24 protein-coding genes and 1 tRNA gene are annotated in these 25,527 nt (G+C 72.2%); 15 read left to right on the plus strand and 10 right to left on the minus strand.

The window, feature by feature from the left end; genetic code table 11:
* Nucleotides 1–5: 5 nt before the first annotated feature.
* Nucleotides 6–920 (minus strand): LysR family transcriptional regulator, encoded by a 915-nt coding sequence (locus E2B92_RS15525; protein WP_185923693.1) that lies wholly within the window; start codon nucleotides 918–920, stop codon nucleotides 6–8.
* Nucleotides 921–1,045: 125 nt separating this feature from the next.
* On the opposite strand from E2B92_RS15525, the gene E2B92_RS15530 reads away from it, so the two are divergent.
* The 5 genes from E2B92_RS15530 to E2B92_RS15550 all read left to right on the plus strand — a co-directional run bounded on the left by E2B92_RS15530 (nucleotide 1,046) and on the right by E2B92_RS15550 (nucleotide 6,808).
* Entirely contained in the window at nucleotides 1,046–2,068 is a 1,023-nt protein-coding gene (locus tag E2B92_RS15530; RefSeq protein ID WP_126887849.1) for a YncE family protein, read from the plus strand.
* A 186-nt stretch (nucleotides 2,069–2,254) separates the two neighbouring features.
* Entirely contained in the window at nucleotides 2,255–3,526 is a 1,272-nt protein-coding gene (locus E2B92_RS15535; RefSeq protein ID WP_126887848.1) for an aspartate kinase, read from the plus strand.
* Nucleotides 3,527–3,542: 16 nt separating this feature from the next.
* Nucleotides 3,543–4,601 carry an aspartate-semialdehyde dehydrogenase gene (locus E2B92_RS15540; protein WP_185923692.1) on the plus strand — a complete coding sequence of 353 codons (1,059 nt, stop codon included), beginning with the start codon at nucleotides 3,543–3,545 and terminating at the stop codon, nucleotides 4,599–4,601.
* 294 nt (nucleotides 4,602–4,895) lie between these two features.
* A complete protein-coding gene (locus E2B92_RS15545) occupies nucleotides 4,896–5,606 on the plus strand; it encodes a SigE family RNA polymerase sigma factor (protein ID WP_126887846.1) in 711 nt (236 codons plus the stop codon).
* Nucleotides 5,603–6,808: a hypothetical protein gene (locus tag E2B92_RS15550; RefSeq protein ID WP_235023827.1), complete on the plus strand. Its 1,206-nt coding sequence runs from the start codon at nucleotides 5,603–5,605 to the stop codon at nucleotides 6,806–6,808. The genes E2B92_RS15545 and E2B92_RS15550 overlap by 4 nt, the downstream gene beginning before the upstream one ends.
* A 218-nt stretch (nucleotides 6,809–7,026) precedes the next feature.
* Here E2B92_RS15550 and E2B92_RS15555 read toward each other — a convergent pair whose 3' ends face one another.
* From E2B92_RS15555 to E2B92_RS15575, 5 genes are all read right to left on the minus strand, one after another.
* Entirely contained in the window at nucleotides 7,027–7,803 is a 777-nt protein-coding gene (locus E2B92_RS15555; RefSeq protein WP_126887845.1) for an SURF1 family protein, read from the minus strand.
* A gap of 22 nt (nucleotides 7,804–7,825) precedes the next feature.
* A complete protein-coding gene (locus E2B92_RS15560; RefSeq protein ID WP_126887844.1) occupies nucleotides 7,826–9,646 on the minus strand; it encodes a S9 family peptidase in 1,821 nt (606 codons plus the stop codon).
* A gap of 83 nt (nucleotides 9,647–9,729) precedes the next feature.
* Entirely contained in the window at nucleotides 9,730–10,203 is a 474-nt protein-coding gene (locus tag E2B92_RS15565; RefSeq protein WP_443070282.1) for a DUF7144 family membrane protein, read from the minus strand.
* A gap of 143 nt (nucleotides 10,204–10,346) precedes the next feature.
* A tRNA-Pro gene (locus tag E2B92_RS15570) sits at nucleotides 10,347–10,420 on the minus strand.
* Between the two features lie 120 nt (nucleotides 10,421–10,540).
* A complete protein-coding gene (locus E2B92_RS15575; protein WP_126888252.1) occupies nucleotides 10,541–11,479 on the minus strand; it encodes a metallophosphoesterase in 939 nt (312 codons plus the stop codon).
* Nucleotides 11,480–11,557: 78 nt separating this feature from the next.
* On the opposite strand from E2B92_RS15575, the gene E2B92_RS15580 reads away from it, so the two are divergent.
* Nucleotides 11,558–12,025 (plus strand): GatB/YqeY domain-containing protein, encoded by a 468-nt coding sequence (locus E2B92_RS15580; RefSeq protein ID WP_126888253.1) that lies wholly within the window; start codon nucleotides 11,558–11,560, stop codon nucleotides 12,023–12,025.
* 62 nt (nucleotides 12,026–12,087) lie between these two features.
* On the opposite strand, the gene E2B92_RS15585 is transcribed toward E2B92_RS15580, so the two are convergent.
* Nucleotides 12,088–14,343 carry a transglycosylase domain-containing protein gene (locus tag E2B92_RS15585; protein ID WP_126888254.1) on the minus strand — a complete coding sequence of 752 codons (2,256 nt, stop codon included), beginning with the start codon at nucleotides 14,341–14,343 and terminating at the stop codon, nucleotides 12,088–12,090.
* A 538-nt stretch (nucleotides 14,344–14,881) separates the two neighbouring features.
* Here E2B92_RS15585 and E2B92_RS15595 point away from each other — a divergent pair.
* Nucleotides 14,882–15,226, plus strand: a complete 345-nt coding sequence (locus E2B92_RS15595) for a WhiB family transcriptional regulator (RefSeq protein ID WP_058940833.1) — start codon at nucleotides 14,882–14,884, stop codon at nucleotides 15,224–15,226.
* Nucleotides 15,227–15,475: 249 nt separating this feature from the next.
* Here the strand turns inward: E2B92_RS15595 and E2B92_RS15600 are convergent, their stop codons facing one another.
* Together E2B92_RS15600 and E2B92_RS15605 are read right to left on the minus strand one after the other, a co-directional pair.
* Nucleotides 15,476–16,780: an ArsA-related P-loop ATPase gene (locus E2B92_RS15600; RefSeq protein ID WP_126888255.1), complete on the minus strand. Its 1,305-nt coding sequence runs from the start codon at nucleotides 16,778–16,780 to the stop codon at nucleotides 15,476–15,478.
* Nucleotides 16,777–17,739: an ArsA family ATPase gene (locus tag E2B92_RS15605; protein ID WP_126888256.1), complete on the minus strand. Its 963-nt coding sequence runs from the start codon at nucleotides 17,737–17,739 to the stop codon at nucleotides 16,777–16,779. The genes E2B92_RS15600 and E2B92_RS15605 overlap by 4 nt, the downstream gene beginning before the upstream one ends.
* A gap of 72 nt (nucleotides 17,740–17,811) precedes the next feature.
* On the opposite strand from E2B92_RS15605, the gene E2B92_RS15610 reads away from it, so the two are divergent.
* The 5 genes from E2B92_RS15610 (at nucleotide 17,812) to E2B92_RS15630 (ending at nucleotide 21,261) form a co-directional block, all read left to right on the plus strand.
* Nucleotides 17,812–17,970, plus strand: coding sequence for a DUF4177 domain-containing protein (locus tag E2B92_RS15610; protein WP_019992579.1), 159 nt, complete (start codon nucleotides 17,812–17,814; stop codon nucleotides 17,968–17,970).
* Complete coding sequence (locus tag E2B92_RS15615; protein WP_126888257.1) at nucleotides 17,967–18,437, plus strand: RidA family protein; 471 nt, start codon at nucleotides 17,967–17,969, stop codon at nucleotides 18,435–18,437. The genes E2B92_RS15610 and E2B92_RS15615 overlap by 4 nt, the downstream gene beginning before the upstream one ends.
* A 104-nt stretch (nucleotides 18,438–18,541) precedes the next feature.
* Nucleotides 18,542–19,411: an NUDIX hydrolase gene (locus E2B92_RS15620; protein WP_126888258.1), complete on the plus strand. Its 870-nt coding sequence runs from the start codon at nucleotides 18,542–18,544 to the stop codon at nucleotides 19,409–19,411.
* Nucleotides 19,408–20,238 carry an MBL fold metallo-hydrolase gene (locus E2B92_RS15625; protein ID WP_126888259.1) on the plus strand — a complete coding sequence of 277 codons (831 nt, stop codon included), beginning with the start codon at nucleotides 19,408–19,410 and terminating at the stop codon, nucleotides 20,236–20,238. Before E2B92_RS15620 ends, E2B92_RS15625 begins: the two co-directional genes overlap by 4 nt.
* Nucleotides 20,239–20,376: 138 nt before the next feature.
* Nucleotides 20,377–21,261: a prohibitin family protein gene (locus E2B92_RS15630; protein WP_126888261.1), complete on the plus strand. Its 885-nt coding sequence runs from the start codon at nucleotides 20,377–20,379 to the stop codon at nucleotides 21,259–21,261.
* Nucleotides 21,262–21,337: 76 nt separating this feature from the next.
* On the opposite strand, the gene E2B92_RS15635 is transcribed toward E2B92_RS15630, so the two are convergent.
* Nucleotides 21,338–22,012, minus strand: coding sequence for a Crp/Fnr family transcriptional regulator (locus E2B92_RS15635; RefSeq protein ID WP_014046869.1), 675 nt, complete (start codon nucleotides 22,010–22,012; stop codon nucleotides 21,338–21,340).
* A 252-nt stretch (nucleotides 22,013–22,264) separates the two neighbouring features.
* Here E2B92_RS15635 and nth point away from each other — a divergent pair, with 252 nt between their 5' ends.
* The 3 genes from nth to E2B92_RS15655 all read left to right on the plus strand — a co-directional run bounded on the left by nth (nucleotide 22,265) and on the right by E2B92_RS15655 (nucleotide 25,389).
* Nucleotides 22,265–23,164, plus strand: coding sequence for an endonuclease III (gene nth / locus E2B92_RS15640; RefSeq protein WP_399432226.1), 900 nt, complete (start codon nucleotides 22,265–22,267; stop codon nucleotides 23,162–23,164).
* 296 nt (nucleotides 23,165–23,460) lie between these two features.
* Nucleotides 23,461–24,114: an NUDIX hydrolase gene (locus E2B92_RS15650; protein ID WP_133087563.1), complete on the plus strand. Its 654-nt coding sequence runs from the start codon at nucleotides 23,461–23,463 to the stop codon at nucleotides 24,112–24,114.
* Nucleotides 24,115–24,189: 75 nt separating this feature from the next.
* Complete coding sequence (locus tag E2B92_RS15655; protein WP_185923610.1) at nucleotides 24,190–25,389, plus strand: MarP family serine protease; 1,200 nt, start codon at nucleotides 24,190–24,192, stop codon at nucleotides 25,387–25,389.
* Nucleotides 25,390–25,527 lie beyond the last annotated feature (138 nt).

Consider the following 25,527-nt stretch of genomic DNA (forward strand, 5'->3'; position numbering starts at 1 on the left):
CGCGGTCACGCAGTACCCGCCTCCGAGGCATTCCAGGTCTCACGGACCCGGTCGCGCAGCCACCTGTGCGCCGGGTCCGCGTCGTTGCGCGGGTGCCACGCCATGCCCAGCGGCAGGGCCGGCAGGTCCAGCGGGACCTCGAAGGTGCGCAGGCCGAGCGCCTCCGCGACGCCCCGCGGGGCCAGACCCACCAGGTCGGCCTCGCGGCACAGCAGCAGCGCCGCCGACCACCCCGGCACGACCGCCACCACCCGCCGGCGCAGCCCCAGCGCGGCGAGCGCGTCGTCGACCGGCCCGTGCACCCGCCCCTGACGGGACACCCCCACGTGCTCGGCGGCGGCGAAGGCCCGTGCCGTGACTCGCGTACGCGCCGCCAGAGGGTGCCCGGGGCGTACGGCTCCGACGAGGCCCGTGACGCCCAGCGCCTTGGTCCGGGTCTCCGGGTCGGCGTGCCCGATCACCCCGAGCTCCAGGTCGAGCCGCCCGTCGCGCAGAGCGGGGGTGCCCTCCAGGCTCTCCGGCAGGAAGCGCAGGGTGACGCCCGGGGCCTGCCGGGCGACCGCGGTGATCAGCCGGGCGCCGAGGTGGGCGAGGACCAGGTCGCTCGCCTGGACCGCGAACTCGCGCCGCAGGGCGGCGGGGTCGGTGGGCGGCGGGGGCGCGAGCAGGTCCCGGGCGGAGGCGACGACGGTACGGACGTGGGGCCGCAGCTCGACGGCGCGGGGCGTGGGGACGAGGTGGCGCCCGGCCCGTACCAGGACGGGGTCGCCGAGCGCGGCCCGGATGCGGCCCAGGGTGCGGCTCATGGCCGGTGCCGAGACGTGGAGGCGGGCGGCGGCGCCGGTGACGCTCTCCTCCTCGAGGAGGGCGTCGAGCGCGACGAGGAGGTTGAGATCCAGGGATGCCGGGTCGCGGCCCATGGTGTGACTCCGATCACCTGCTTCGCCGCCCGTGGGCGGCACGACGTCGCCGTTTGCGTACGGCGCAAGGACACCTTGCCAGCATTGCACTGGAGTGAATCCGGCCCGGGTTCGAGGCTGACCGCATGAGTGAGACGAACGACGTCCTGGCCGTGGTGAGCCAGAGCGGCCCCACGGTCACCTTCTTCGACGCGGCCACCCACGACCGGCTCGGCGAGGTCCGCGTCCCGCACGAGCCGCACGAGCTGTGCCTCGACGCGGCCCGGCGGCGCCTGTACTGCACGATCACGTACCGGTCCGGCTACTACCACGCCAACGGCGGGCGGGCGCGGGAGCTCGTCGTGATCGACCCCGACGAGCGGCGGGTGACCGGCGTGGTCGGCCTCGCTCCCGAATGGGCGCCGCACGGCATCGCGCTCGATCCGTCCGGCGAGCTGCTCTGGGTGAGCGTCGAGGGCGCGTCCCCCGGCGCGGAGGGCGCCCTGCTGGCCCTGGACGCCGAGTCGCTGCGCCCGGTGCGCCGGGTGGCGGTCGGGGCGCCGGGGCCGCACTGGTTCGCGCTCGCACCGGACGGCACGCGCGCGTACACGGCGAACAAGGAGGCGCCGTTCGTGTCGGTCGTCGACCTCGTCGCGGGTGCGCTCGTGGACCGTGTCGAGGTGCCCGGCAGCGAGGGCATCGCCGTGTCGGGCGACGGGCGCCGGGTGTACGTGGCGGCGCCGAAGGGCGACTTCGGCGGCGGGCCCGTGCGGGACGCGGGCGTACGGGTGGTCGACACGGCGACCGGGGCGGTCGTCCGCACGCTGCCGACGGAGGGCGTCGTCTTCCCGGTGCACGTGACGCCGGCGGGCCTGCTGCTCGCCGGTGAGCTGCGCATGACGGCCGGGCGGTCGGCGCTGGGCGGCCAGCGGCCGGGCGTGCTGCACGTGTACGGCGAGGGTCTCGACGAGCGCGCCCGCCTGGACGTGGGTGCCTTCCCGCTGACGATCACCTCGTCGCCGGACGGGCGGTACGGGTACGTCGCCGCCGTCTCGTCCAGCACGGTGACGGTCGTGGACCTGGCGGCCGGGGAGGTCGTCGCGACCCTGGAGGTGGGCCGGTCCGGCGAACCGGGCGCGCACGGCCTGGCGTACGTACCGTCCGCGTGAGCGGGTGACCCGGCCCACATTCCGCGTAGCCTGCCCGGCCCCGGGCAGGCACAGTCCGAGCGGCCGTGAAGCGCCCCACGATGATCACGTCGTGAGCGGGACATCTCACGATGTGGTATGGCGGGGGCGTTTCCCGGCCGCTCGTTAGACTGAGCTGACCGCAAACGGACTGAGCGAGGAGCGCACGTGGGCCTTGTCGTGCAGAAGTACGGAGGCTCCTCCGTTGCCGATGCCGAGGGCATCAAGCGCGTCGCCAAGCGAATCGTCGATGCCAAGAAGAACGGCCACCAGGTGGTCGTCGTGGTTTCGGCGATGGGCGACACGACGGACGAGTTGATCGATCTCGCCGAGCAGGTATCCCCGATCCCTGCCGGGCGTGAGTTCGACATGCTGCTGACCGCCGGAGAGCGGATCTCCATGGCCCTGCTGGCCATGGCGATCAAAAACCTGGGCCACGAGGCCCAGTCGTTCACGGGCAGCCAGGCGGGCGTCATCACCGACTCCGTCCACAACAAGGCGCGCATCATCGATGTCACGCCGGGCCGTATCCGTACGGCTCTGGACGAGGGCAACATCGCCATCGTCGCGGGCTTCCAGGGCGTGTCCCAGGACAAGAAGGACATCACCACCCTCGGGCGCGGCGGGTCGGACACGACCGCCGTGGCCCTCGCCGCGGCGCTCGACGCCGAGGTCTGCGAGATCTACACCGACGTCGACGGCGTCTTCACCGCCGACCCCCGGGTCGTGAAGAAGGCCCGCAAGATCGACTGGATCTCGTTCGAGGACATGCTGGAGCTCGCCAGCTCCGGCTCCAAGGTGCTGCTGCACCGGTGCGTCGAGTACGCACGCCGTTACAACATCCCGATCCACGTCCGGTCCTCCTTCTCGGGGCTCCAGGGCACGTGGGTCAGCAACGAACCGCGAGGGGACCGCAAGGTGGAGCAGGCCATCATCTCCGGTGTCGCGCACGACACGTCCGAGGCGAAGATCACCGTGGTCGGTGTGCCGGACAAGCCGGGCGAGGCCGCCGCGATCTTCCGCACCATCGCGGACAACGAGATCAACATCGACATGGTGGTCCAGAACGTGTCCGCCGCGTCGACCGGACTGACCGACATCTCCTTCACGCTGCCCAAGTCGGAGGGCCGCAAGGCCATCGACGCCCTGGAGAAGCAGAAGGCCCTGATCGGCTTCGAGTCGCTGCGCTACGACGACCAGATCGCCAAGATCTCGCTGGTCGGCGCGGGGATGAAGACCAACCCGGGCGTCACGGCGGGCTTCTTCGAGGCGCTGTCCGACGCGGGCGTGAACATCGAGCTGATCTCGACCTCCGAGATCCGCATCTCGGTCGTGACCCGCGCCGACGACGTCAACGAGGCCGTCCGCGCCGTCCACACCGCCTTCGGTCTCGACTCCGACTCCGACGAGGCCGTCGTGTACGGAGGCACCGGCCGGTGACGAGCCGGTGGAGCCGGTGACGCACCGCAAACCGGCGCTCGCGGTCGTGGGAGCGACCGGGGCCGTCGGCGCGGTGATGCTCCAGATCCTGTCGCAGCACGCCGACGTCTGGGGCGACATCCGCCTCGTCGCCTCCCCGCGCTCGGCCGGCCGCAAGCTGGCCGTACGCGGGGAGGAGGTCGAGGTCCTCGCGCTGGGCGAGGAGGCGCTGGAGGGCGCCGACGTCGCGCTGTTCCTGGTGCCCGGGGCCGTCGCCGCGCAGTGGGCGCCGGTCGCGGCGGCCAAGGGCACGGTGGTGGTGGACGCCTCCCCGGCGTTCCGGAGGGACCCGGACGTCCCGCTGGTCGTCCCCGAGATCAACCCGCACTGCGTGCGGGTGCGCCCGCGCGGGATCATCGCGTGCCCCGGCGACACCACGCTGGCCCTGATCGTCGCGGTGGGCGCGCTGCACGCCGAGTTCGGCCTGAGCGAGCTCGTGGTCTCCGCGTACCAGGCCGCGAGCGGTGCGGGCCGGGGCGGCGTCGCCGTGCTGCGCGAGCAGCTCTCGCTGGTCGCCGGCACGGAGCTGGGCACCTGCCCCGGCGATGTGCGCCGGGCCGTCGGCGACGACACGGGGCCCTTCCCCGCCCCGCTCGCGCTGAACGTGGTGCCCTGGTCGGGCTCCGTCGAGGAGGACGGCTGGTCCTCGGAGGAGCTGCGCGTCCGGGACGAGGCCCGCAAGATCCTGGCCCTGCCGGAGCTGCGCGTGGCGGCGACCTGTGTGCGCGTCCCCGTGGTGAGCGCCCACTCCGTCTGTGTGCACGCCCGGTTCGAGCACGAGGTGTCGGTGGCGCGGGCCCACGAGATCCTGGCCACCTCGCCCGGGGTCGTCCTGTACGACGACCCGGCGGCCGGTGACTTCCCCACACCGGCCGATGTCGTGGGCACCGACCCCACGTGGGTCGGGCGCGTACGGCGGTCGCTGGACGACGACCATGCGCTGGAGCTCTTCGTCTGCGGCGACAATCTGCGCAAAGGTGCCGCTTTGAACGCCGCGCAGATCGCGGAGGCCGTCGCCGCCGAGTTCCCGGCCTGATCCGGGCGCGATACCCGGTGAACGGACTGGTGGATCTTTGTAGGATCTGTGAACGCCCCGTGAGCAAGTCTTCGGTCTGCGTCACTTGAACTGGGGCGATGGCATGTTCGACGATGCTGTCCCCTGTGCTGCAACCGGTGGTCGGGCGGAAAGCGTCTATGCGGTCGCCCCTTCGTGGTGGCCGCGATATCGGGGCATTGGGGAAGAGCGGGTACGCATGAGGGCAAACGACGCACGGTCAAAACCGGTTGCGTGCGCGTACAACCCTGGCGGGGGGAAGCGTGTCCAACAGGCGTGGCAGAGGTACTCGACATCACAGCGGTGGCTCCGCTCCGCGCCCGTGGGGCGGGAGTGGGAGTCGGGGTCGGTGTGGGCAGGGGCGCGGTGCGCCCGCTCCGGCGACCCCGTCAGCCCGGCGGTATGCCGGTGATCGCGCCCGTGCCCGCCGCTAGGCGTACGACCCGCATACCGACCCAGCGCGCCGCCGACGGCGCCGAGCCGGTGGCGACCGCGGGGACCACCGTCGATCACCTCACGGAGACCTACCGCGCCCACTACCGGTCGCTGCTGGGTCTCGCCGCACTGCTGCTGGACGACACCGCCTCGTGCGAGGACGTCGTCCAGGAGGCGTTCATTCGCGTCCACTCGGCGCGGAGCCGCGTGCGTGACCCCGAGAAGACCCTGGCGTACCTGCGCCAGACGGTGGTCAACCTGTCCCGGTCCGCGCTGCGCCGTCGGATCCTCGGCCTGAAGCTCCTCTCCAAGCCGATGCCCGACATGGCGAGCGCGGAGGAGGGCGCGTACGACCAGCTCGAGCGGGACGCCCTGATCAAGGCCATGCGGGGCCTCCAGCGCCGGCAGCGCGAGGTCCTGGTGCTGCGGTACTTCGCGGACATGACCGAGGCGCAGGTCGCGGAGACGCTCGGCATATCGCTCGGCTCGGTCAAGGCGTACGGGTCACGTGGCATCGCGGCGCTGCGCGTCGCCATGGAGGCCACGAAATGAGTGAGCACAAGCACGGGTTCGAGCAGTACGGGCCCGACGGGCCGGACGGGCCGTTGAACGAGAACGACCGGACTGGGAACGGAATTGTGAACAACGGGCCGGATGTGAACAACGGGCCGGAAAAGGACCTCACGGGCTTCGGTGACCTCGGAGCCGACGAACTCGCGCTGCGCCGGATGCTGCACGGCGCCGTCGAGGACCTCCAGCCCTCGGACGGCACCCTGGAGCACCTGCGCCGGGCGGTTCCCGCGCGGCGGGCCCGCAAACGCCAGGCGCTGGTGGGCGCCGCCGCGGCCGCGCTGCTGTTCGGCACGGCGGTCCCGGCGTTCGTCCACGTCGCGGGCTCCGACGGCACCTCCGACGACCGGCCGGTGAACGCCGGGCACGGCGAGCAGGTGCAGGGCGGCACGGGCGAGGAGACCGGCGGGGAGACCAGCGGCCCGGGAGCGCCCAGCACCGAGACCGGCAAGGGACCGGGCGGCGGCGGCACGGACGACAGCGCCTCCCCGCAGCAGCCGGGGCAGCCCCCGGCAGGTGCCTCGGACGGCACCGTGGGCGGCACGGAGGCACCGGCCACCACCGCGCCCGGCTCCGCACCGGTGTGCGAGGCGTCCCAGCTCGGTGTGGCGTCGGCGGAGGCCGGCCAGCCGGACGCCGAGGGCAAGGTGTACGGGACCTTCCGGATCACCAACGTGTCGGGCACGGACTGCTCGGTCACCGGTGCCGGCGGCGTCGCCGTCCAGGCGATGGGCGCGGCCGACCAGGCGAAGATCACGGTCGTCGCCCACGCGGCGGGCGACCCCGCCACGGGGCTCCCCGACCCGTCCCAGGAGACGGCCGCGCCGCTGCTCCTCAAGCCCTCGGGCGCGTACGAGGTGAAGTTCGCCTGGGTGCCGAGCGAGCAGTGCCCCGTGGAGGGCGGCGGCAGCGGCGGCGACACCGGCGGCGGTGAACCCACGCCCGACCCGACCCCGCCCACCGGCGGTGGTACGTCCACGGGGTCCACCGGCTCCGACGGCACGGACACGGGCACGGCAGCGGAGCCCCAGCTCGTCCGGGAGGACGACGGCAACGGCACCCGCGCGGAGGGCAGCGTCACGGTCACCCACACCGCGGAAGCGGGCGCCCCGTCGGCGGAGGCCACGGTGCCCAACGCCTGCGCGGGCACGATCTACCGCACGGGCCTGCTGCCCGCCCAGTAGCCCGGCCGCCCGGACGGCCCCGCCACGGCGGGGCCCCCGGGAACGGCCCGGACACGGCACGTCAGCGGACGTCGACGCACGTCGGCGCACGTCGGTGCGGGAAGCCGGGCCTCAGCGCCCGGCACGACGGCCCGCCCCACCAGCGCGGAGGCCGGGCCTCAGCACCCGCCCCGCCAACGCGGGAGGCCGGGCCTCAGCGCGCGGAGCCGCTTACCGCCTCAGCGCCCGGCGCCCGCCATGGCGTCGGCCTCCGGGGCCAGGCCCAGGGCCTCGTCCCGGGCCTGCTCGGCCTCGCGGCGGAACAGGCGGAACCACATGAAGAGCACGAAGCCCGCGAAGACGAACCACTCACCGGTGTAGCCCAGGTTCTGGAACGCCTTCAGATCCAGCCCGCTGCCCTCCGCCGCGGCCGCCGGGACCGGGGTCAGCCCCGCCGGGGACGTGGGGAGCGTGACCCACGCGTCGTAGACGTCGTCCTCGACCACGTTCACCAGGGACGCCGCGCTGATCATGCCGACCTGCCCCCGGGGCAGGGCGCCCGTGGCCCGCACACCCGGGCTGCCGGTGTGCTCGGACGCCTGGAGCGCGCCGGTCACGGTCACCTCACCGGCCGGCGGAACCGGCGCCCGGCCGCCGGAGGGCAGCCAGCCGCGCACCACCGGCAGGGACTTCCCGCCCTCCGTGTGCAGCAGGGTCAGCACGTACGCGCCGTCCTTGCCGTCCAGCCGGCGCCCGGGGACCAGGAACTGCTCCCCGTACCGCCCCGTCGCCGTGGCGTGGCGGCCCGAGGTCTCCTTGTCGACCGGCAGCAGCCGCTCCAGCGGCGCGGCCTTCACCGCACCGGGCTCCGGCCGCCGCTCCGCCTCCTGGTGCGAGTCGACGCGGTCCTCGAACCTGCCGAGCTGCCAGGTCCCCATGAAGACGCAGAAGGGGATCGCCAGCGCGACGAAGATGTTGATCCCCCACCAGCGGGGCGTCGTCAGGAACCGGTACACACCCCCACGGTACGGAACACCGTCACCTCTCCTCCGCCCGGGTCCCCAGATGCCTGGCCGCGAAGTCCAGCTCCAGCCGCACCTGCTTGATCCGCTCCTCCACCACGAGGGAGCCGTGCCCGGCGTCGTACCGGTAGACCTCGTGCACCGCGTCCCGGGCGGCGAGCCGGTCCACGTAGTTGTCGATCTGCCGGATCGGACAGCGGGGATCGTTGACGCCCGCCGAGATGTACACCGGCACCCGCACCCGGTCCACGTACGTGATCGGCGACGACTCCGCGAACCGCTCCGGGACCTCGTCCGGCGACCCGCCGAAGAGCGTCCGGTCCAGGGCCTTCAGGGCCTCCATCTCGTCGTGGTACGACGTGACGTAGTCCGCGATCGGCACGGCGGCCAGGCCCAGCGCCCAGGCGTCCGGCTGCGTGCCCAGCCCGAGCAGCGTCAGATAACCGCCCCACGAGCCGCCCGTGAGGACCAGCCGGCGCGGGTCGGCCAGCCCCGAGCCCACCGCCCACTGTCGTACCGCCGCGATGTCCTCCAGCTCGATCAGCCCGACCCGGTGCTTGAGCGCGTCGGTCCACTCCCGCCCGTACCCGGTCGAGCCCCGGTAGTTGACCCGGACCACCGCGTACCCGTGGTCCACCCAGGCGGCGGGAGCGGCGGCGTACGCGTCGCTGTCGTGCCAGGCGGGACCGCCATGGATCTCGAACACCGTCGGCAGCGGACCCTGTGCCCCCGCCGGCCGCTGCACCAGCGCGTGGACGCGCCCACCGGGCCCGTCCACCCACACGTCCTCGACCGCCACCGAGGCCGGCGCCTTCATCCCGGGCGGCTCCAGCACGACGCCGCCCGCCGTGGACCGCACCACCGGCGGGTGCGCGGCGGACGACCACAGGTACTCCACGGTGCCGTCCGGCCGTGCCGTCGCGCTCGACACCGACCCGGCCGGGGTGTCCACCCGCACCGTGCGGCCCGTGGCGATCTCGTACCGCCACAGCTCGCTGCGCGCCTCGAAGCTGTGCACGACCAGCAGCCCGGACCCGTCCGGGTACCACTCCGCCGACACGTCACCGGGCAGGTCCAGCGCCAGCTCCGTCTGCGCACCCGACGCCACGTCCCACAGCATCGGCTCCCAGCGCCCGCGCCGCTGGTGCGCCACCAGCAGCCGGGTGTCCCCGTCCACCGGGGCGAAGCCGAGCACACCGATCCCCAGCTCCTCGGTGCCGCCCCGGGTGTCGTCCAGCTCCGCCACCACGGACCCGTCCGTGCGCACCACCCGTACCGCCGCGTGCATCGCGTCGCCGTGCTCGGTGTGCTCGACCGCGATCAGCGTCCCGTCGTGCGACAGGTCCCCGACCCCGGCCGACTCGCGGTGCCGGTAGATCTCCACCGGCGGCCTCCCGGGCCGTACGACGTGGATCGTCGAACCGTCCTCGTCCGTCGACCGCCCGACCACCGCCGTGCCGTCCCGCCCTATCGCGAGGCCCGCCGAGTACGCCGCCTCCAGCCCGGGCGCCGCCGGCTCGTCGTCCCCGCCCCCGAACGGCTGGCGCATCCACACGCCGAACTCGTCGCCGTCCGTGTCCGAGAACCACCAGATCCACTCGCCGTCCGGCGACAGCACCCCGTCCGTGGTGCCGTTCGGCCGGTCGGTGACCTGCCGCTGCCCGCCGCCGTCCCGGTCCCACGCGTACAGCTCGTACGTCCCGGTCGCGTTCGACACGAACAGCGCCCTGCCGGGCGCGCACCACGCCCACTCGGGCAGGGACACCCGCGGCGCCCGGAACCGCTTCTCCCAGTCGGGCATGGCCTGCACGTGCTGCGCGTCTGTCGGCTCAGTCATGCGTCCATGTAACCCGATGACCACGACAACGCGTTGGGCCGGTCCGCAACCTGTGGATAACTCGCCGCGTCGCGTCCGAGGGTTCAGTGCTTGCCGGGTGCCACGGGAGGCGAGTCCTCGGAGCACAGCGCCCAGATCACGAAGATGGCGACGGCGATCGACACGATGGCCCAGACCGGTTGGTACGGCAGCCAGATGAAGTTGGCGATCACGGCGAGCGCCGCCAGCGCCACACCGCTCGCCCTCGCCCACTCCGCCCCGCTCAGGATGCCCGCGCCGATGGCCGCCAGCAGCAGCCCGAGCCCCAGGTGAATCCAGCCCCACGCACTGACGTTGAACTCGAAGACGTACTCCCCGACGCGCCCGTACACGTCGTCCTCCGCGATGCCCGCGATCCCCTGGAGCATGCCCAGCACGCCCTCCACCATCATCAGGACGCCCGCGAACATGACCCCACCGGAAGCCCACCCACCCCGGGTCCGGTGCTCCTCGGGACCGGTGTGGTGGGCATACGCGTGGTGAACCGGGCCACTCGGCCCCTGCGACGGGTTGCTCATTCCCCGAGCGTCCCCCCGCCCCCGCCCCCCGGCGACCCGACGCCCCCCACACGGGTGAGGGGCCCCTCCCAAGAACACCCCACACACCACTCAGGGGCCTGACCCGCTTCCGCGGATCAGGCCCCTGACCTGGTCTTACTCTGTCGGGGTGGCGGGATTTGAACCCACGACCTCTTCGTCCCGAACGAAGCGCGCTGCCAAGCTGCGCTACACCCCGATGTCACCGCTTGTCCTGGCGACGTCGTTTACTTTAGCCCACCGGCGCCCGGAGACGAAATCCGGTTTCGCGGCCCCCGGCGGCGGTGGGCGGTCAGCCCGTCGGGACGGGGGCGGGCGATCAGTCCCTGGGCGTGAGCGTCAGGAGCGTCGCCTCGGGCGGGCAGGCGAAGCGGACCGGGGTGTAGCGGTTGGTGCCGCAGCCGGCCGAGACGTGGAGGTAGGAGGTGTTGCCGCCCGCACGGTGGGTGGACAGGCCCTTGACCCGGTCGGTGTCCAGGTCGCAGTTGGTGACCAGCGCCCCGTAGAAGGGGATGCAGAGCTGGCCGCCGTGCGTGTGGCCCGCCAGGATCAGGGGGTAGCCGTCGGCCGTGAAGGCGTCCAGCGAGCGCAGGTACGGGGCGTGGACGACGGCCAGGGACAGGTCGGCGTCCGGTTCCGGGCCGCCGGCGACCCGCTCGTAGCGGTCCCGCTTGATGTGCGGGTCGTCCAGGCCCGTGAAGGCCAGCTCCAGGCCGTCGAGCTTGAGGCGGCCCCGCGCGTTGGTGAGGTCCAGCCAGCCCGCCGTGTCGAAGGCGTCGCGGATGTCCTCCCACGGGTTGTGCACGGCTCCGACGGCCGGCGCGTTGCCGTTCAGGCCGTGCCGTCCCTGGGCCTTCTCGATGAGGTAGCGGGCCGGGTTGCGGAGCTTGGGGCCGTAGTAGTCGTTGGAGCCGAAGACGTACACCCCGGGGAAGTCGAGCAGCGGGCCGAGCGCGTCCAGCAGCTCGGGTACGCCGTCCGGGTCGGACAGGTTGTCACCGGTGTTCACGACGAAGTCGGGCCGCAGCCCGGCCAGCGACTGGAGCCACGCCCGCTTCTTGCGCTGACCGCTCACCATGTGGACGTCCGACACCTGGAGCATCCGCAACGGCCGTGTCCCGCGCGGGAGTACGGGCACGGTGACCCGTCGGAGCCGGAAGGAGCGGGCCTCGAACCCGGCGGCGTAGGCCAGGCCGGCCGCGCCGACCGCCGCGATTCCCGCGGTGACTTTCAGGGGTACTCCGTATCGCGCGCGCATGCCGCCATCGTCGCAGAACGGCGAGGACGCGGGAAATGCGCGGGCGTACGGGTCGGCGCACCTGCCACACTTGTCCGCATGACCACGCTCAAGTCCAAGCTCCAGGAAGACCTCAACGCCGCGATCAAGGAGCGCGACGAGCTCCGCTCCTCGACGCTCCGCCTGACCCTCGCCGCCATCACCAAGGAGGAGGTCGCGGGCAAGGAGAAGCGCGAGCTCTCCGACGACGAGGTGCAGAAGGTGATCGCCAAGGAGGCGAAGAAGCGCCGCGAGGCGGCCGAGGCGTTCGGGCAGGGCGGCCGCGCGGAGCAGGCCGAGCGTGAGAAGGCCGAGGGTGCCGTCCTGGACGCGTACCTGCCGCAGCAGCTCGGCGACGACGAGCTGCGGCAGATCGTGGCGCAGGCGGTCGACGAGGCCAAGCAGGCCGGTGCCGAGGGCCCGCGCGCCATGGGCGCCGTGATGAAGATCGTGAACCCGAAGGTCGCGGGCCGCGCCGAGGGCGGCCGCGTCGCCGCCGTGGTCAAGGAGCTGCTGTCCGCCGGCTGACGGCAGCACGCACGCGAAGGGGCGCCCCACCGGTGATCCGGTGGGGCGCCCCTTCGCGTGTGTCAGCGCCAGCCGCCGTTGCCGCCGCCGCGCTGGTTGCCGCCGCCGATCATGTCCGGGGGAAAGGTGATGCCGCCCCAGGGGTCGTCCCCGCCGTCACCCGGCTTGTCGTCGTCGCCGTCCCCGTCTCCGCCGCCGTTGGCACCGCCCGGCTTGTTGTCACCGGGCTTGGGCTTGCCGTTGTTGGGGTCCTTCGGGGCGTCGGGGATATGGACGTCGACGAACTTGGGCGCCTCGCGGCCGTCCAGCGCGCCGGTCATCGCGTCGCGCCAGATCGGTCCCGGCACCTCGCCACCGAAGACCGCGCCGTGGTACCGGCCACCGATCCGGATGGAGAACATCTCGACGTCCTGGGCCGGGCTGCCCACCCACACGGCGCTGGACAGGTTCGGGGTGTAGCCGACGAACCAGGCGTTCTTGCGGGCGTCCGTCGTACCGGTCTTGCCCGCGTTGTCACGGCCGCTCAGACCGGCCTTCTCACCCGTACCGGAGTCGATCACACCACTCAGCAGCGCGTTGATCGAGTCGGCGGTCCGCTCCGACATCGCCTTGCTGCAGTTGGTCTTCGGGACCGGCAGGCTCTTGCCGTCCGCCGTCTTGATCGCCTCGATGGCGGTCGGGGTGCAGTACGTGCCCCGGTTGGCGAAGGCCGCGTACGCGGTGGCCATCGTCAGCGGCGAGATGCCCGTGGACCCGAGCGTCAGCGGCGACGGCTCCACGGGGAGCTTGGCACCGCTGCCCTGCACCACACCCAGCTTGTCGGTCGTCTCCACGACCGGACACAGGCCGATGTCCTCGATCATCTGCACGAAGTACGTGTTGACCGACATGGCCATCGCGTCCTTGAGGTTGTACGGACCGACCTCGGACTCGTTCTCGTTCTCCAGGGACTGGCCACCGTAGTTCTTCCAGGTGCCGTCGCACGTCGAGATCTTGGACGGATACGGCATCTGGTACGGCGCCGAGTACGACTGCGTCGGCGGCCTGCCCTGCTCCAGCGCGGCGGCCGCCACGAAGGGCTTGAACGTCGAACCGACCGGGAAGCCGTAGTTCGAGCCGCCCATGCTCTTGTTGACCGAGTAGTTGATCTGGGTCTCGTTCTTCCCGAAGCCGTACGGCCGGGACTGGGCCATCGCCATGATCTTGCCGGTGCCGGGCTGAACCATCGTCACCGCAGTGGCGACCTTGTCGGTCTGGTAGACGTGTTCCTTTATCGACGCCTGCGCCGACTTCTGCGCCTGCGGGTCGAGCGTGGTCCGGATGGTCAGACCGCCACGGTTCCAGACCTTGTTGCGCTCCTCGCGGTTCTTCCCGAAGACCGGGTCGGAGAGGAAGACCTCGCGTACGTAGTCACAGAAGAAACCGGCGCCGTCGACGGCCGTGATGCAGCCGTTCTTGGGCTTGCTGACCCTCAGCTTGATGGGCGTGGCCTTGGCGCGCTCCGCCTCGGCCTCGCTGATGTCGCCGACGGCCGCCATGCGCGTCAGGACGACGTTGCGCCGCTTGGTGGCCTCCTCCACGTCGTTCACCGGGTCGTACCGGCTCGGCGACTGGACGATGCCGGCCAGCATCGCCGCCTCTTCCACGTTCAGGTTCTTGGCGGGCTTGGAGAAGTACCGCTGGGAGGCGGCCTCGATGCCGTACGCCTGCTGCCCGAAGAAGGTGATGTTGAGGTAGTTCTCGAGGATCTTCTTCTTCCCGAGTTCCTCCTCGACCTGGATCGCGTACTTGAGCTCCTGGATCTTGCGGCCCAGCGTCTGCTGGGTGGCCTGGGCGACCTTGTCGGGGTCGTCGCCGGCCTCCTCCACGAAGACGTTCTTCACGTACTGCTGGGTCAGCGTGGACGCGCCCTGCGCGACACCGCCCGACTGCGCGTTGCGGTTGAGCGCGCGCAGGACGCCCTTCAGGTCGATGGCCCCGTGCTGGTAGAAGCGCGAGTCCTCGATCGCGACGATCGCCTTCTGCATGTACGGGGAGATGTCCTTCAGGTCCACGACCGTGCGGTCACGGGAGTAGACCGTGGCGATCTGGCCGCCCTGCGCGTCCAGGATCGTGGTGCGCTGGCTCAGCGGGGGACGCTTGAGGTTGGCCGGGATCTCGTCGAACCCCTGGACCGTCCCCTTCGCCGCGAGCCCCAGCGCTCCCGCGGCGGGCAGGGCGATGCCGGCCATGACGGCTCCGGCGAGCACGCTGACACCGACGAACTTGGCGGCCTGCTGGGTCCCGGTCAGACCGCCGCCCGAGCGCTTCTTTGGCATGGCAGCAGCCTAATCCGTCGGTGCGGGCGTTCCGAGGGAGCGGGTGCCTTACGGGATGTTCGCGTACGAGGTTGTGACATGGGGCGGCCTGCGCGTGCCGGTGGACATGGGGCGCGGGGACCCGGGAGGAGGGGGCGCGGCCGCTGTCCGGGCCACGGCCCGGCGGCTCATGCCGTTTTCCGGACAGGCGTACCAGCCTTGGCCTAAGCTGGTCACAACTGTCACACCCGTTGCGCCTTCGGCAGGACTCCCCCCGTTCCCGAGCCGCGCCGGTCCATGTCCGTTTCCACCTCATGCGTCAGCGCACGCCCTTTCTGGCGGGCCTGAAGTGCCCAGGCTCGCGTCATTGATGACGCATGTCTCTCGCTCACTCCCCTGGGTGATCTGCCGCGTACGCATAGTCCGTTCGGACCATTCAAGATTGGGCCCGAAGGGGGTGTTGCGCTGTGCCCACCTTCCGTAACGTCCTCAACTGGTGGCGGTGAATATGCCGCTGCCGCCGTGGGGGAGCCTCGATTCGGGAGAGGACGGCGCCGGTATGGGCTGGGTAGCTGACTGGAGTGCGCAGGCCGCCTGCCGCACTACCGATCCGGATGAACTGTTCGTACAAGGAGCGGCGCAGAACAGGGCCAAGGCGGTGTGCACCGGATGCCCGGTGCGGACCGAGTGCCTGGCCGACGCGCTGGACAACCGCGTCGAGTTCGGCGTGTGGGGCGGTATGACGGAACGTGAGCGCCGCGCACTGCTGCGGCGGCGGCCCACCGTCACCTCCTGGCGCCGGCTGCTGGAGACCGCGCGTACGGAGTACGAGCGCAGCGCGGGCATCCTGCCGGTCGCGCTGGACGACGACGAGACGTACGAGACGTACGCGGCAGTGGGCTAGGGCCTCTCGTTCGGATCGTGCCGGGCTCACGGGACGTGGGCCGGCTGTGCGGCCATGACGCCCGACGAGGGACGTGGGCCGGCTGTGGGGCCATGACGCCCGACGAGGGGCTTGGGCCGGACGTGGGGCCATGACGCCCGACGAGGGGCGAAGGACGCCCGGGTGCTGGTTCGCGGGTGCCCGTCGGCGCGGGTGCCCTGAGGCATACGGCGACGTGCCCCGAGGCATCCGGTGACGACGGGCCGCAGGTCAGGCGGCCCCGCCGGTCGCCAGGCGGTCGCCGATGGCGCGGAGGCCCGCCAGGTCGTGCACGTCGCCGGGGAGCGCGGCCACTTCCGTCACGGCCACCTCGGGGTGGAGCGCGGTGAACCGGTCGCGAGTGCGCTGCTCACGCGCGAGCACCTGCATCCTTTCGGCGTGCAGGCGCAACAGACCCGCGGTCAGGTCGGCGACGGCGGGCGACGGGGCGGTCGCGACGGCACCGCCGGGAGCGGTGGCGGCGTCGGGAGCGCCCGCGGTGCCGGAGCGTGCTGGTGTGGTTTCGGGGGCCTCGGGCTCGGGAGAGAGCGCCTCGGGGCCACGAACACCAGTCTTCCCGGCCCCCTGATCCACAATGCGGCCTTCTTCAAGATTTTCCGCGGCCGCCAGTGCCCGCTCGGCGGACAGCCGGTCGGCCCCGCTGCCGTGCACGCGGTTGAGGACGAGCCCGGCCAGGGGCATCCGCTCCGCCGCCAGCCGCTCCACGAAGTACGCCGCCTCCCGCAGCGCGTCCCGTTCCGGTGCCGCCACCACCAGGAAGGCCGTACCCGGCGCCTGAAGGAGCCGGTACGTGGCGTCCGCCCGCGTGCGGAAGCCGCCGAACATGGTGTCCATCGCCGCCACGAAGGTCTGCACGTCCCGGAGGAGCTGACCCCCCAGCAGCTTCCCCAGGGTGCCCGTCATCATCGACATGCCGACGTTCAGGAACTTCATCCCCGCCCGGCCACCGACCTTGGCCGGCGCCATCAGCAGCTTGATGAACTTCCCGTCCAGGAACGACCCCAGCCGCTTCGGGGCGTCCAGGAAGTCCAGCGCCGACCGCGAGGGCGGGGTGTCCACGACGATCAGGTCCCACTCGTCGCGGGCCCGGAGCTGCCCGAGCTTCTCCATCGCCATGTACTCCTGCGTGCCCGCGAAGCCGGCCGACAGCGACTGGTAGAAGGGGTTGCCCAGGATGGCCGAGGCCCGTGAGGGGTCGGCATGCGCCTCGACGATCTCGTCGAACGTGCGCTTCATGTCGAGCATCATGGCGTGCAGTTCCCCGCCGCCCTCGATGCCGTCAACCCGGCGCGGGGTGTTGTCGAGCTGGTCGATGCCCATGGACTGGGCGAGCCGGCGGGCCGGGTCGATGGTCAGGACGACCACCTTGCGGCCGCGCTCGGCCGCCCGTACGCCCAGGGCGGCGGCGGTCGTCGTCTTCCCGACACCGCCCGCCCCGCAGCACACGACGATGCGCGTCGCCGGGTCGTCGAGCAGCGGGTCGACCTCCAGGCCGGGGGCCCCGTCGAGAGTCATGCGCCCACCCCGAGCTTCCTGAGTTCCTTGGCCAGCCGGTAGAGACCGGCGATGTCCGCGCCCTCCCCCAGGAAGGGCAGTTCGTACGTCGGGACCTGAAGCTTCGCCAGTGCCTCGCGCTGCTCCCGCTCCAGCTCGACCCGCTGGGCGTGCTCGGCGGCCTGGTCCAGGAGCGGGCCGACCAGTCGGGCCGCGCCACTGATGCCGGCGGCGGCGAGCGCGGTGGCGATGTCCTTGCGGTGGCCGCCGGCGGCCGCCCGTACCGCGTCCTCGTCCAGGACGTGCGGGCGGACCATGTTGACGATCACGCCACCCACCGGCAGGTCCGCCTCGCGCAGCTCGGCGATGCCGTCGGCGGTCTCCTGGACGGGCATCTCCTCCAGGAGGGTCACCAGGTGGACGGCCGTCTCGGGGGACTTCAGGACCCGCATGACCGCCTGGGCCTGATTGTGTATCGGGCCGATCCTGGCCAGCCCCGCCACCTCGTCGTTGACGTTCAGGAAGCGGGTGATGCGGCCGGTGGGAGGGGCGTCCATGACGACGTGGTCGTACACGAAGCCCCCCTGTTTCTCCCGCCGGCGTACCGCCTCGCACGCCTTGCCGGTCAGCAGGACGTCCCGTACGCCCGGCGCGATGGTGGTCGCGAAGTCGATGGCGCCCAGCTTCTTGAGGGCGCGGCCCGCCGAGCCGAGCTTGTAGAACATCTGGAGGTAGTCGAGGAGCGCGCGTTCGGCGTCGATGGCCAGCGCGTACACCTCACCGCCGCCCGGCGCGACGGCGATCTTCCGCTCCTCGTACGGGAGCGCCTCCGTCTCGAAGAGCTGTGCGATGCCCTGCCTGCCTTCGACCTCCACGAGGAGAGTCCGCTTGCCCTCGGTCGCGAGGGCGAGCGCGAGGGCGGCGGCGACCGTCGTCTTACCGGTACCGCCCTTGCCGCTGACGACCTGGAGCCTGCTCACGTATTCGAGCCTAACCAGTCGGGTCGTGGGCTACGCAGGAGGCTGCCTTTCACAGCGGCTACAGTCGGCTCCATGACCAAGTGGGAATACGCGACCGTGCCCCTTCTCGTGCACGCGACCAAGCAGATTCTGGACACCTGGGGCGAGGACGGCTGGGAGCTCGTCCAGGTCGTTCCCGGGCCGAACAACCCCGAGCAGCTCGTGGCCTACCTGAAGCGGGAGAAGCCGTGACCGGCCGCGTGGAGGCCACGCTCGCCGAACTCGGCCTGACCCTGCCGGACGTGGTGCCGCCGCTGGCGTCGTACCAGCCGGCGGTCCGGTCGGGCGTGTACGTCTACACGGCGGGCCAGCTTCCGATGGTGGACGGCAAGCTTCCGGTCACCGGCAAGGTGGGCGCCGAGGTCACCCCGGAGGAGGCCAAGAAGCTCGCGCGGATCTGCGCGCTGAACGCGCTGGCCGCCGTGAAGTCGGTCGCCGGCGACCTGGACCGGATCGCCCGGGTCGTGAAGGTTGTCGGGTTCGTCGCCTCGGCGTCGGACTTCACCGGGCAGCCCGCCGTCCTCAACGGCGCCAGCGAGCTGCTCGGCGAGGTGCTGGGCGACAAGGGCGTGCACGCGCGCAGCGCGGTCGGGGTCGCGGTGCTCCCGCTGGACGCGCCGGTCGAGGTCGAGATCCAGGTGGAGCTCGTCCAGGACTGAGCGGACCGGTCGCTTCCGGCCCCGTGCCCCCGGGTGGGCGCGGGGCCGTTGCCGTATCCATCTTTCCTCTCGAACATCTCGGCGGATGCGCATAGCATCCGGCCATGCCCAATGGTCAGTGGTACCCACCGGAGTGGCCCGACCGCATCCGCGCGCTCGCGGGCGGCACGCTCACGGCCGTGACGCCGAAGCGGGCCGCCACCGTCCTGCTCCTGCGCGACGGCGCCGCGGGCCCCGAGGTGCACATGCTGCGGCGGCGCACCTCCATGGCCTTCGCGGGCGGCGCGTACGCCTATCCGGGCGGCGGGGTCGACCCGCGCGACGAGCACCCGGTGCGCTGGGCGGGGCCGTCGCCCGCCGAGTGGGCGGCCCGGCTCGGGGTCGCGGAGCCGGCCGAGGCACAGGCCATCGTGTGTGCCGCGGTGCGGGAGACGTTCGAGGAGTCCGGCGTCCTGCTCGCCGGGCCGACCGCCGACTCGGTCGTCGCCGACACGCGGGGCGACGACTGGGAGGCCGACAGGGCGGCCCTGGTGGCCCGTGAGCTGGCGTTCGCGGACTTCCTGGAGCGGCGGGGCCTGGTGCTCCGTTCCGACCTGCTGGGCGCCTGGGCGCGGTGGATCACGCCCGAGTTCGAGCCGCGCCGCTACGACACCTGGTTCTTCGTGGCCGCCCTCCCGGCCGGGCAGCGGGCCTCCAACGCCTCCACGGAGGCGGACCGGACGGTCTGGATCCGCCCGGCGGACGCGGCGGACGGCTACGACCGGGGCGAGCTGCTGATGATGCCGCCGACGATCGCCACGCTGAGGGCCCTGGAGCGGTACGGGACGCCCGGCGAGGCCCTGGAGGCGGCCACGGACCAGGACCTGACGCCCGTGCTGGCTCAGGCGCGCCTGGAGGGCGAGCAGGTGGTGCTGAGCTGGCCGGGACACGACGAGTTCACCAAGCGCGTCGGCACGGAGGGCGGGGACGCATGACCGACGCAGCCGCCCTTCCCGGACAGCCGCGCGGAGCCGTGGTCTCCGGCCCGGCGACCGATCGTGCCGTCAACGTCCTCGCGCCCAACCCGTCCGCGATGACCCTGGACGGCACGAACACCTGGCTCCTCTCCGAGCCGGACTCGCCGCTCGCCGTCGTGGTCGACCCCGGCCCGCTCGACGAGGCGCACCTGCGGCGGGTGATCGACACCGCCGAACGGCTCGGCAAGCGCGTGGCGCTGACGCTCCTCACGCACGGCCACCCGGACCACGCCGAGGGCGCGGGACGGTTCGCCGAGCTGACCGGGACGGCCGTGCGGGCGCTGGACCCGGCGCTGCGGCTCGGCGACGAGGGGCTGACGGCGGGGAGGGCCATCGAGGTCGGGGGCCTGGAACTGCGCGTCGTGCCGACGCCGGGGCACACCGCCGACTCGCTCAGCTTCCACCTGCCGGCCGACCGCGCGGTGCTGACGGGCGACACGATCCTGGGCCGCGGCACGACGATGGTGGCGCACCCCGACGGCCGGCTCGGTGACTACCTGGACTCGCTGCGGCGGCTGCGGTCCCTGACGGTCGACGACGGGGTGCGCACGGTGCTGCCGGGGCACGGTCCCGTGCTGGAGGACGCCCAGGGGGCGGTCGAGTACTACCTGGCCCACCGCGCCACGCGGCTCGCCCAGGTGGAGACGGCGGTCGAGGACGGCTACCGGACGGCGGCGGACGTCGTCGCGCACGTGTACGCGGACGTGGACCGGTCCCTGTGGCCGGCGGCCGAACTGTCGGTGCGGGCGCAGCTCGAGTACCTGACGGAGCACGGCCTGATCTGAGCGGCGGGGCCGGGGGGCCGGAGGCGGGCCGGGAGCCCGTGACCGGTGGGGCGTAGGTCCGCCTGCGGTGCGGATCAGCACAGGCCCATGCTTTACGCTCCGCTTACTTTCTGCGTTCCATCCATGGGGGGATCTTCCGTGTTCGTCCTGTCCATCCTGTTGCTCATCGCCGCCGCGGTGCTGTTCTTCGTCGCGCGGGGCACCGAGCGCCGGGGTCTCAAGCTCGGCTCGGCCGGTGCGCTGATCGCCGGCCTGTTCGCCGCCGTGACCAGTTGCGTGCACGTCATCAGCGCGTACGAGGTCGGCGTCCCCGTCACCTTCGGCAAGGTCGGCGCGCCCATGACGTCCGGCATGAACCTCACGTCGCCGTTCACCAACGTCACCACCTTCTCCACCCGCCCGGTCGACCTGAACCTCTCCGACAAGGACGTCGTCGAGGTCCGCTCCTCCCAGGGCGGCGTGATGTACGCGGAGGTGACCGTGAAGTGGGCGGTCACCCCGGCCAAGGCGGTCGAGCTGTACAAGCTGGCCGGCAGCGAGGAGGCCATCCAGCAGCGCCTGGTCTTCCCGGACAGCCGGGAGATCATCCGGAACGTCTTCGCCCGCCACACGAGCGAGGAGGGCTACGCCTCCGCCCGTGAGCGGATCAACACCGAGATCGGCGACCTGATCAAGGAGCGGCTCGCCCCGCGCGGCATCGACGTGACGACCGTGAACCTCCGCAACGTCAAGCCGTCGGACCAGCTCCAGAGCCAGATCGACCGCAAGATCCAGCAGCAGCAGGCCACCGAGCGGGCGACCGAGGCCGCGCGCACGGCGAAGGCGGAGGCCGAGCGGCGCCGGATCGAGGCGGAGGGCATCGCCCGCGCCAACAAGATCCTCAACGACTCGCTGACCGACAAGGTCCTGCTCAACCAGTGCATCGACGCCTACAAGGACGCGGCCGCCAAGAACCCGGTGTACGCCGTGCCGTGCGGCGGCGGCAGCGGCAACCCGCTGATCGTGGACGGCACCAAGAACTGACGCCCCACCCACGCGGAAGGGCCGCCCCGGTGCTCCGGGACGGCCCTTTCCTCGTACGAGGCGCGTACGGGACGTGTCAGCGCGAGCGCTTGGCGAGCCGCTCGACGTCCAGCAGGATCACGGCGCGCGCCTCCAGGCGCAGCCAGCCGCGGCCCGCGAAGTCGGCGAGGGCCTTGTTGACCGTCTCGCGGGAGGCGCCGACGAGCTGGGCCAGCTCCTCCTGGGTCAGGTCGTGCACGACGTGGATGCCCTCCTCGGACTGCACGCCGAAGCGGCGCGACAGGTCCAGGAGCGCACGGGCGACACGGCCCGGCACGTCGGAGAAGACCAGGTCGGACATCTGGTCGTTGGTCTTGCGCAGGCGGCGGGCGACGGCGCGCAGCAGGGCCGTGGCGACCTCGGGGCGCGCGTTCAGCCAGGGCTGGAGGTCGCCGTGGCCGAGCCCGAGGAGCTTGACCTCGGTCAGGGCGGTCGCGGTGGCCGTGCGGGGGCCGGGGTCGAAGAGCGACAGTTCGCCGATCAGCTCACCGGGGCCGAGGACGGCGAGCATGTTCTCGCGCCCGTCCGGGGACGTGCGGTGGAGCTTCACCTTGCCCTCGGTGACCACGTAGAGCCGGTCGCCCGGGTCGCCCTCGTGGAAGAGCGCGTCGCCACGGGCGAGCGTCACTTCACTCATCGAGGCGCGGAGCTCCGCGGCCTGCTCGTCATCGAGCGCCGCGAAGAGCGGGGCGCGCCGCAGAACGTCGTCCACGAGTTCTCTCCTATGTCGACCTGCTCAGGGACGTTGGGTCCCATGATGCCGGACGGTAAAACAGTGCGATCAATCACAACAAGTTTGACGCACTGGTACGCGTGTCCGTACGGCAGGGGCCCGATTGGGTCGTGATCCATCATGGCCGGGGCGGATGTCGGCGGTGGCGCTTAGGCTGGCCGGGTGTCCAATTCGCCGGTGAGAGCGCAGGCCGAGGGGGCCGGGAGAGTGTCCGGGGAACAGAATTCCGCTGTGGGCGAACAGGTGTCGGCCACCGCGAAGAAAGCCGCGAAAGCGGACAAAACGGCGAAGGCTGCCAGGAGTGCCGCCAAGGTCGTCAAACCGGAGAAGAAGACCGCGAAGCCCGCGAAGGCGGGGAAGCCCGAGTCGCACCTGGCGATGGTGCGCCGCGCCCGCAAGATCAACCGGGAGCTCGCCGAGGTCTATCCGTACGCCCATCCCGAGCTCGACTTCCGCAATCCCTTCGAGCTGCTCGTCGCGACCGTCCTGTCGGCGCAGACGACCGACCTCCGGGTCAATCAGACGACTCCGGCGCTCTTCGCGAAGTACCCGACGCCCGAGGACATGGCGGCGGCGGTGCCGGAGGAGCTGGAGGAGATCATCCGGCCGACCGGCTTCTTCCGTGCCAAGGCCAAGTCCCTGCTGGGCCTGTCGGCGGCGCTGCGGGACGACTTCGGCGGTCGGGTCCCGGGCCGCCTGGAGGACCTGGTCCGCCTGCCCGGCGTCGGCCGCAAGACGGCGAACGTGGTCCTGGGCAACGCCTTCGGGGTGCCGGGCATCACCGTGGACACCCACTTCGGCCGGCTGGTCCGGCGGTGGAAGCTGACCGACCAGGAGGACCCGGAGAAGGTCGAGGCGGAGATCTGCGCGATCTTCCCCAAGTCGGAGTGGACGATGCTCTCGCACCGGGTCGTCTTCCACGGCCGGCGCATCTGTCACTCCCGCAAGCCGGCCTGCGGCGCCTGCCCGATCGCCCCGCTGTGCCCGGCGTACGGGGAGGGCGAGACGGACCCGGAGAAGGCCAAGAAGCTCCTCAAGTACGAGATGGGCGGCTACCCGGGCCAGCGGCTGGCCCCGCCCCCGGACTACCCGGGCCGCCCGGCGGCGCCCCTGGGCACCGGCGACGAATGACGGAACGAACCAGTGGGCCGAACGCGTTGTGAAAGCCGGGGGTGCCTATGACGCGCGCTGAAGAAGACACGCACAACCGAGGGACGAACCGCCCGGCACCGCCGGGCGGTCCCCGCCCGAGCCCGCCGCCCCCGGGCATCGCCCCCACCGCCCCCCCCCCGCCCCACCGGCCCCCCGCCCACGCCACCCCCACCCATGCCGCCGCGACCCACCCCCGCGCCGCCACGGCCCCCACCTCCGCCGCCCCCACCCACGCGGCACCGGCGGACCCGGCCGCGAGCCCGGCGCCGGTCGTCGTGAGCGAGGAGGGGCTGCCCGAGTGGCTGGAGCCCGTCGCACGGACGGCGCGCACCGTCGCGCCCCAGCAGCTCAGCCGCTTCCTGCCGCCCGAACGGGGCGGCCGCCAGTCCGCCGTGCTCATCCTCTTCGGGGAGGGCGACCACGGACCCGAGCTGCTGCTCATGGAGCGCGCCGGGAGCCTCCGCTCGCACGCCGGGCAGCTCTCCTTCCCGGGCGGAGCCCTCGACCCCGAGGACGGCGACCCGGAGGGCGACGGGCTGCTGCGCGCCGCGCTGCGCGAGGCCGAGGAGGAGACGGGGCTCGACCCCGCCGGCGTGCAGATCTTCGGCGTGCTGCCCCGGCTCTACATCCCCGTCAGCGGCTTCGTCGTGGCGCCCGTCCTCGGCTGGTGGCGCTCCCCGAGCCCGTTCCGGGCGGTGGACCCGGCCGAGACCGCCCGCGTATTCACCGTCCCCGTGGCGGATCTCACGGACCCGGCCAACCGCGCCACCACCGTCCACCCCAGTGGCCACCGCGGTCCGGCATTCCTGGTCGAATCGGCTCTGGTCTGGGGTTTCACGGCCGGTGTGATCGACCGCATCCTCCACTTCGCCGGCTGGGAGCGCCCCTGGGACCGGGACAAGCAGGTCCCGCTCGACTGGCGCTCATGACAGGCTGATCGCTGTGCTCCCCGGCCGGACGGGGCGACTGGGGCGACCGGAGACGAATCTGCGAGGCTAATGACGGTGAACGTGCTGGACATTCTGCTGCTGGTCGCCGCCGTGTGGTTCGCGATCGTCGGATACCGCCAAGGCTTCGTCGTCGGCATCCTGTCGGTGATCGGCTTCCTCGGGGGCGGTCTCGTCGCGGTCTACCTCCTCCCGCTGGTGTGGGGGCCGCTGACGGACGACGCCAAGGTGTCGACGACCGCCGCGATCGTCGCCGTCGTCATCGTGATCGTCTGCGCCTCGGTGGGGCAGGCGTTCACCACCCACCTCGGCAACAAGCTGCGCCGCCACATCACCTGGTCACCCGCCCGGGCACTGGACGCCACCGGCGGCGCCCTCGTCAACGTGGTGGCCATGCTGCTGGTCGCCTGGCTGATCGGCTCCGCGCTGGCCGGCACGTCGCTGCCCACCCTGGGCAAGGAGGTCCGCAACTCCAAGGTGCTCCTCGGGGTGTCCAGGGTCATGCCCGCCCAGGCGTCGACGTGGTTCGCCGACTTCTCCTCCGTACTGGCGCAGAACGGCTTCCCGCAGGTGTTCAGCCCCTTCGCCAACGAGCCGATCACCGAGGTCCGCGCCCCCGACCCCGCGCTCGCGGGCAGCCCGGTGGCCGCCCGCGCCAAGGGCTCCATCGTCAAGGTCGTCGGCACGGCCCCGAGCTGCGGCAAGGTCCTCGAAGGCACCGGCTTCGTCTTCGCCGAGCGCCGCGTCATGACCAACGCCCACGTCGTCGGCGGGGTCGACGAGCCGACCGTCCAGATAGGGGGCGAGGGCAGGCGGTACGACGCCAAGGTCGTCCTGTACGACTGGCAGCGCGACATCGCGGTGCTGGACGTACCGGACCTGGACGCCAAGCCCCTGAAGTTCACGGAGGCCGACGCGCGCAGCGGTGACAACGCGATCGTCGCGGGCTTCCCGGAGAACGGCGCGTACGACGTCCGCTCCGCGCGCGTACGCGGCCGGATCAACGCCAACGGCCCCGACATCTACCACCGTGGCGAGGTGCGCCGCGACGTGTACTCGCTGTACGCCACGGTCCGCCAGGGCAACTCCGGCGGCCCGCTGCTCACGGCGGACGGCAGGGTGTACGGGGTCATCTTCGCGAGGTCCCTGGACGACCCGAACACCGGCTACGCCCTGACGGCCGACGAGATCCGCCAGGACATCGAGCTCGGCCGGACGGCCAACCAGCAGGTCGACAGCCAGGGCTGCGCGCTCTGATCCACCGCGTCTCCGCCGCGCCACACCGCGCGGCGGAGCAACCGCCACCCGGCACGCCCACGGCACACGGACACGCATCCGGCCGACGCCCGGGGCGCACGTACGCCCATCCGCCTGACGCCCACGTGCTGCGCCCCG

Origin of the sequence: Streptomyces sp. WAC05374 (genome assembly GCF_004353505.1) — a bacterium.
Lineage (GTDB): Bacteria > Actinomycetota > Actinomycetes > Streptomycetales > Streptomycetaceae > Streptomyces.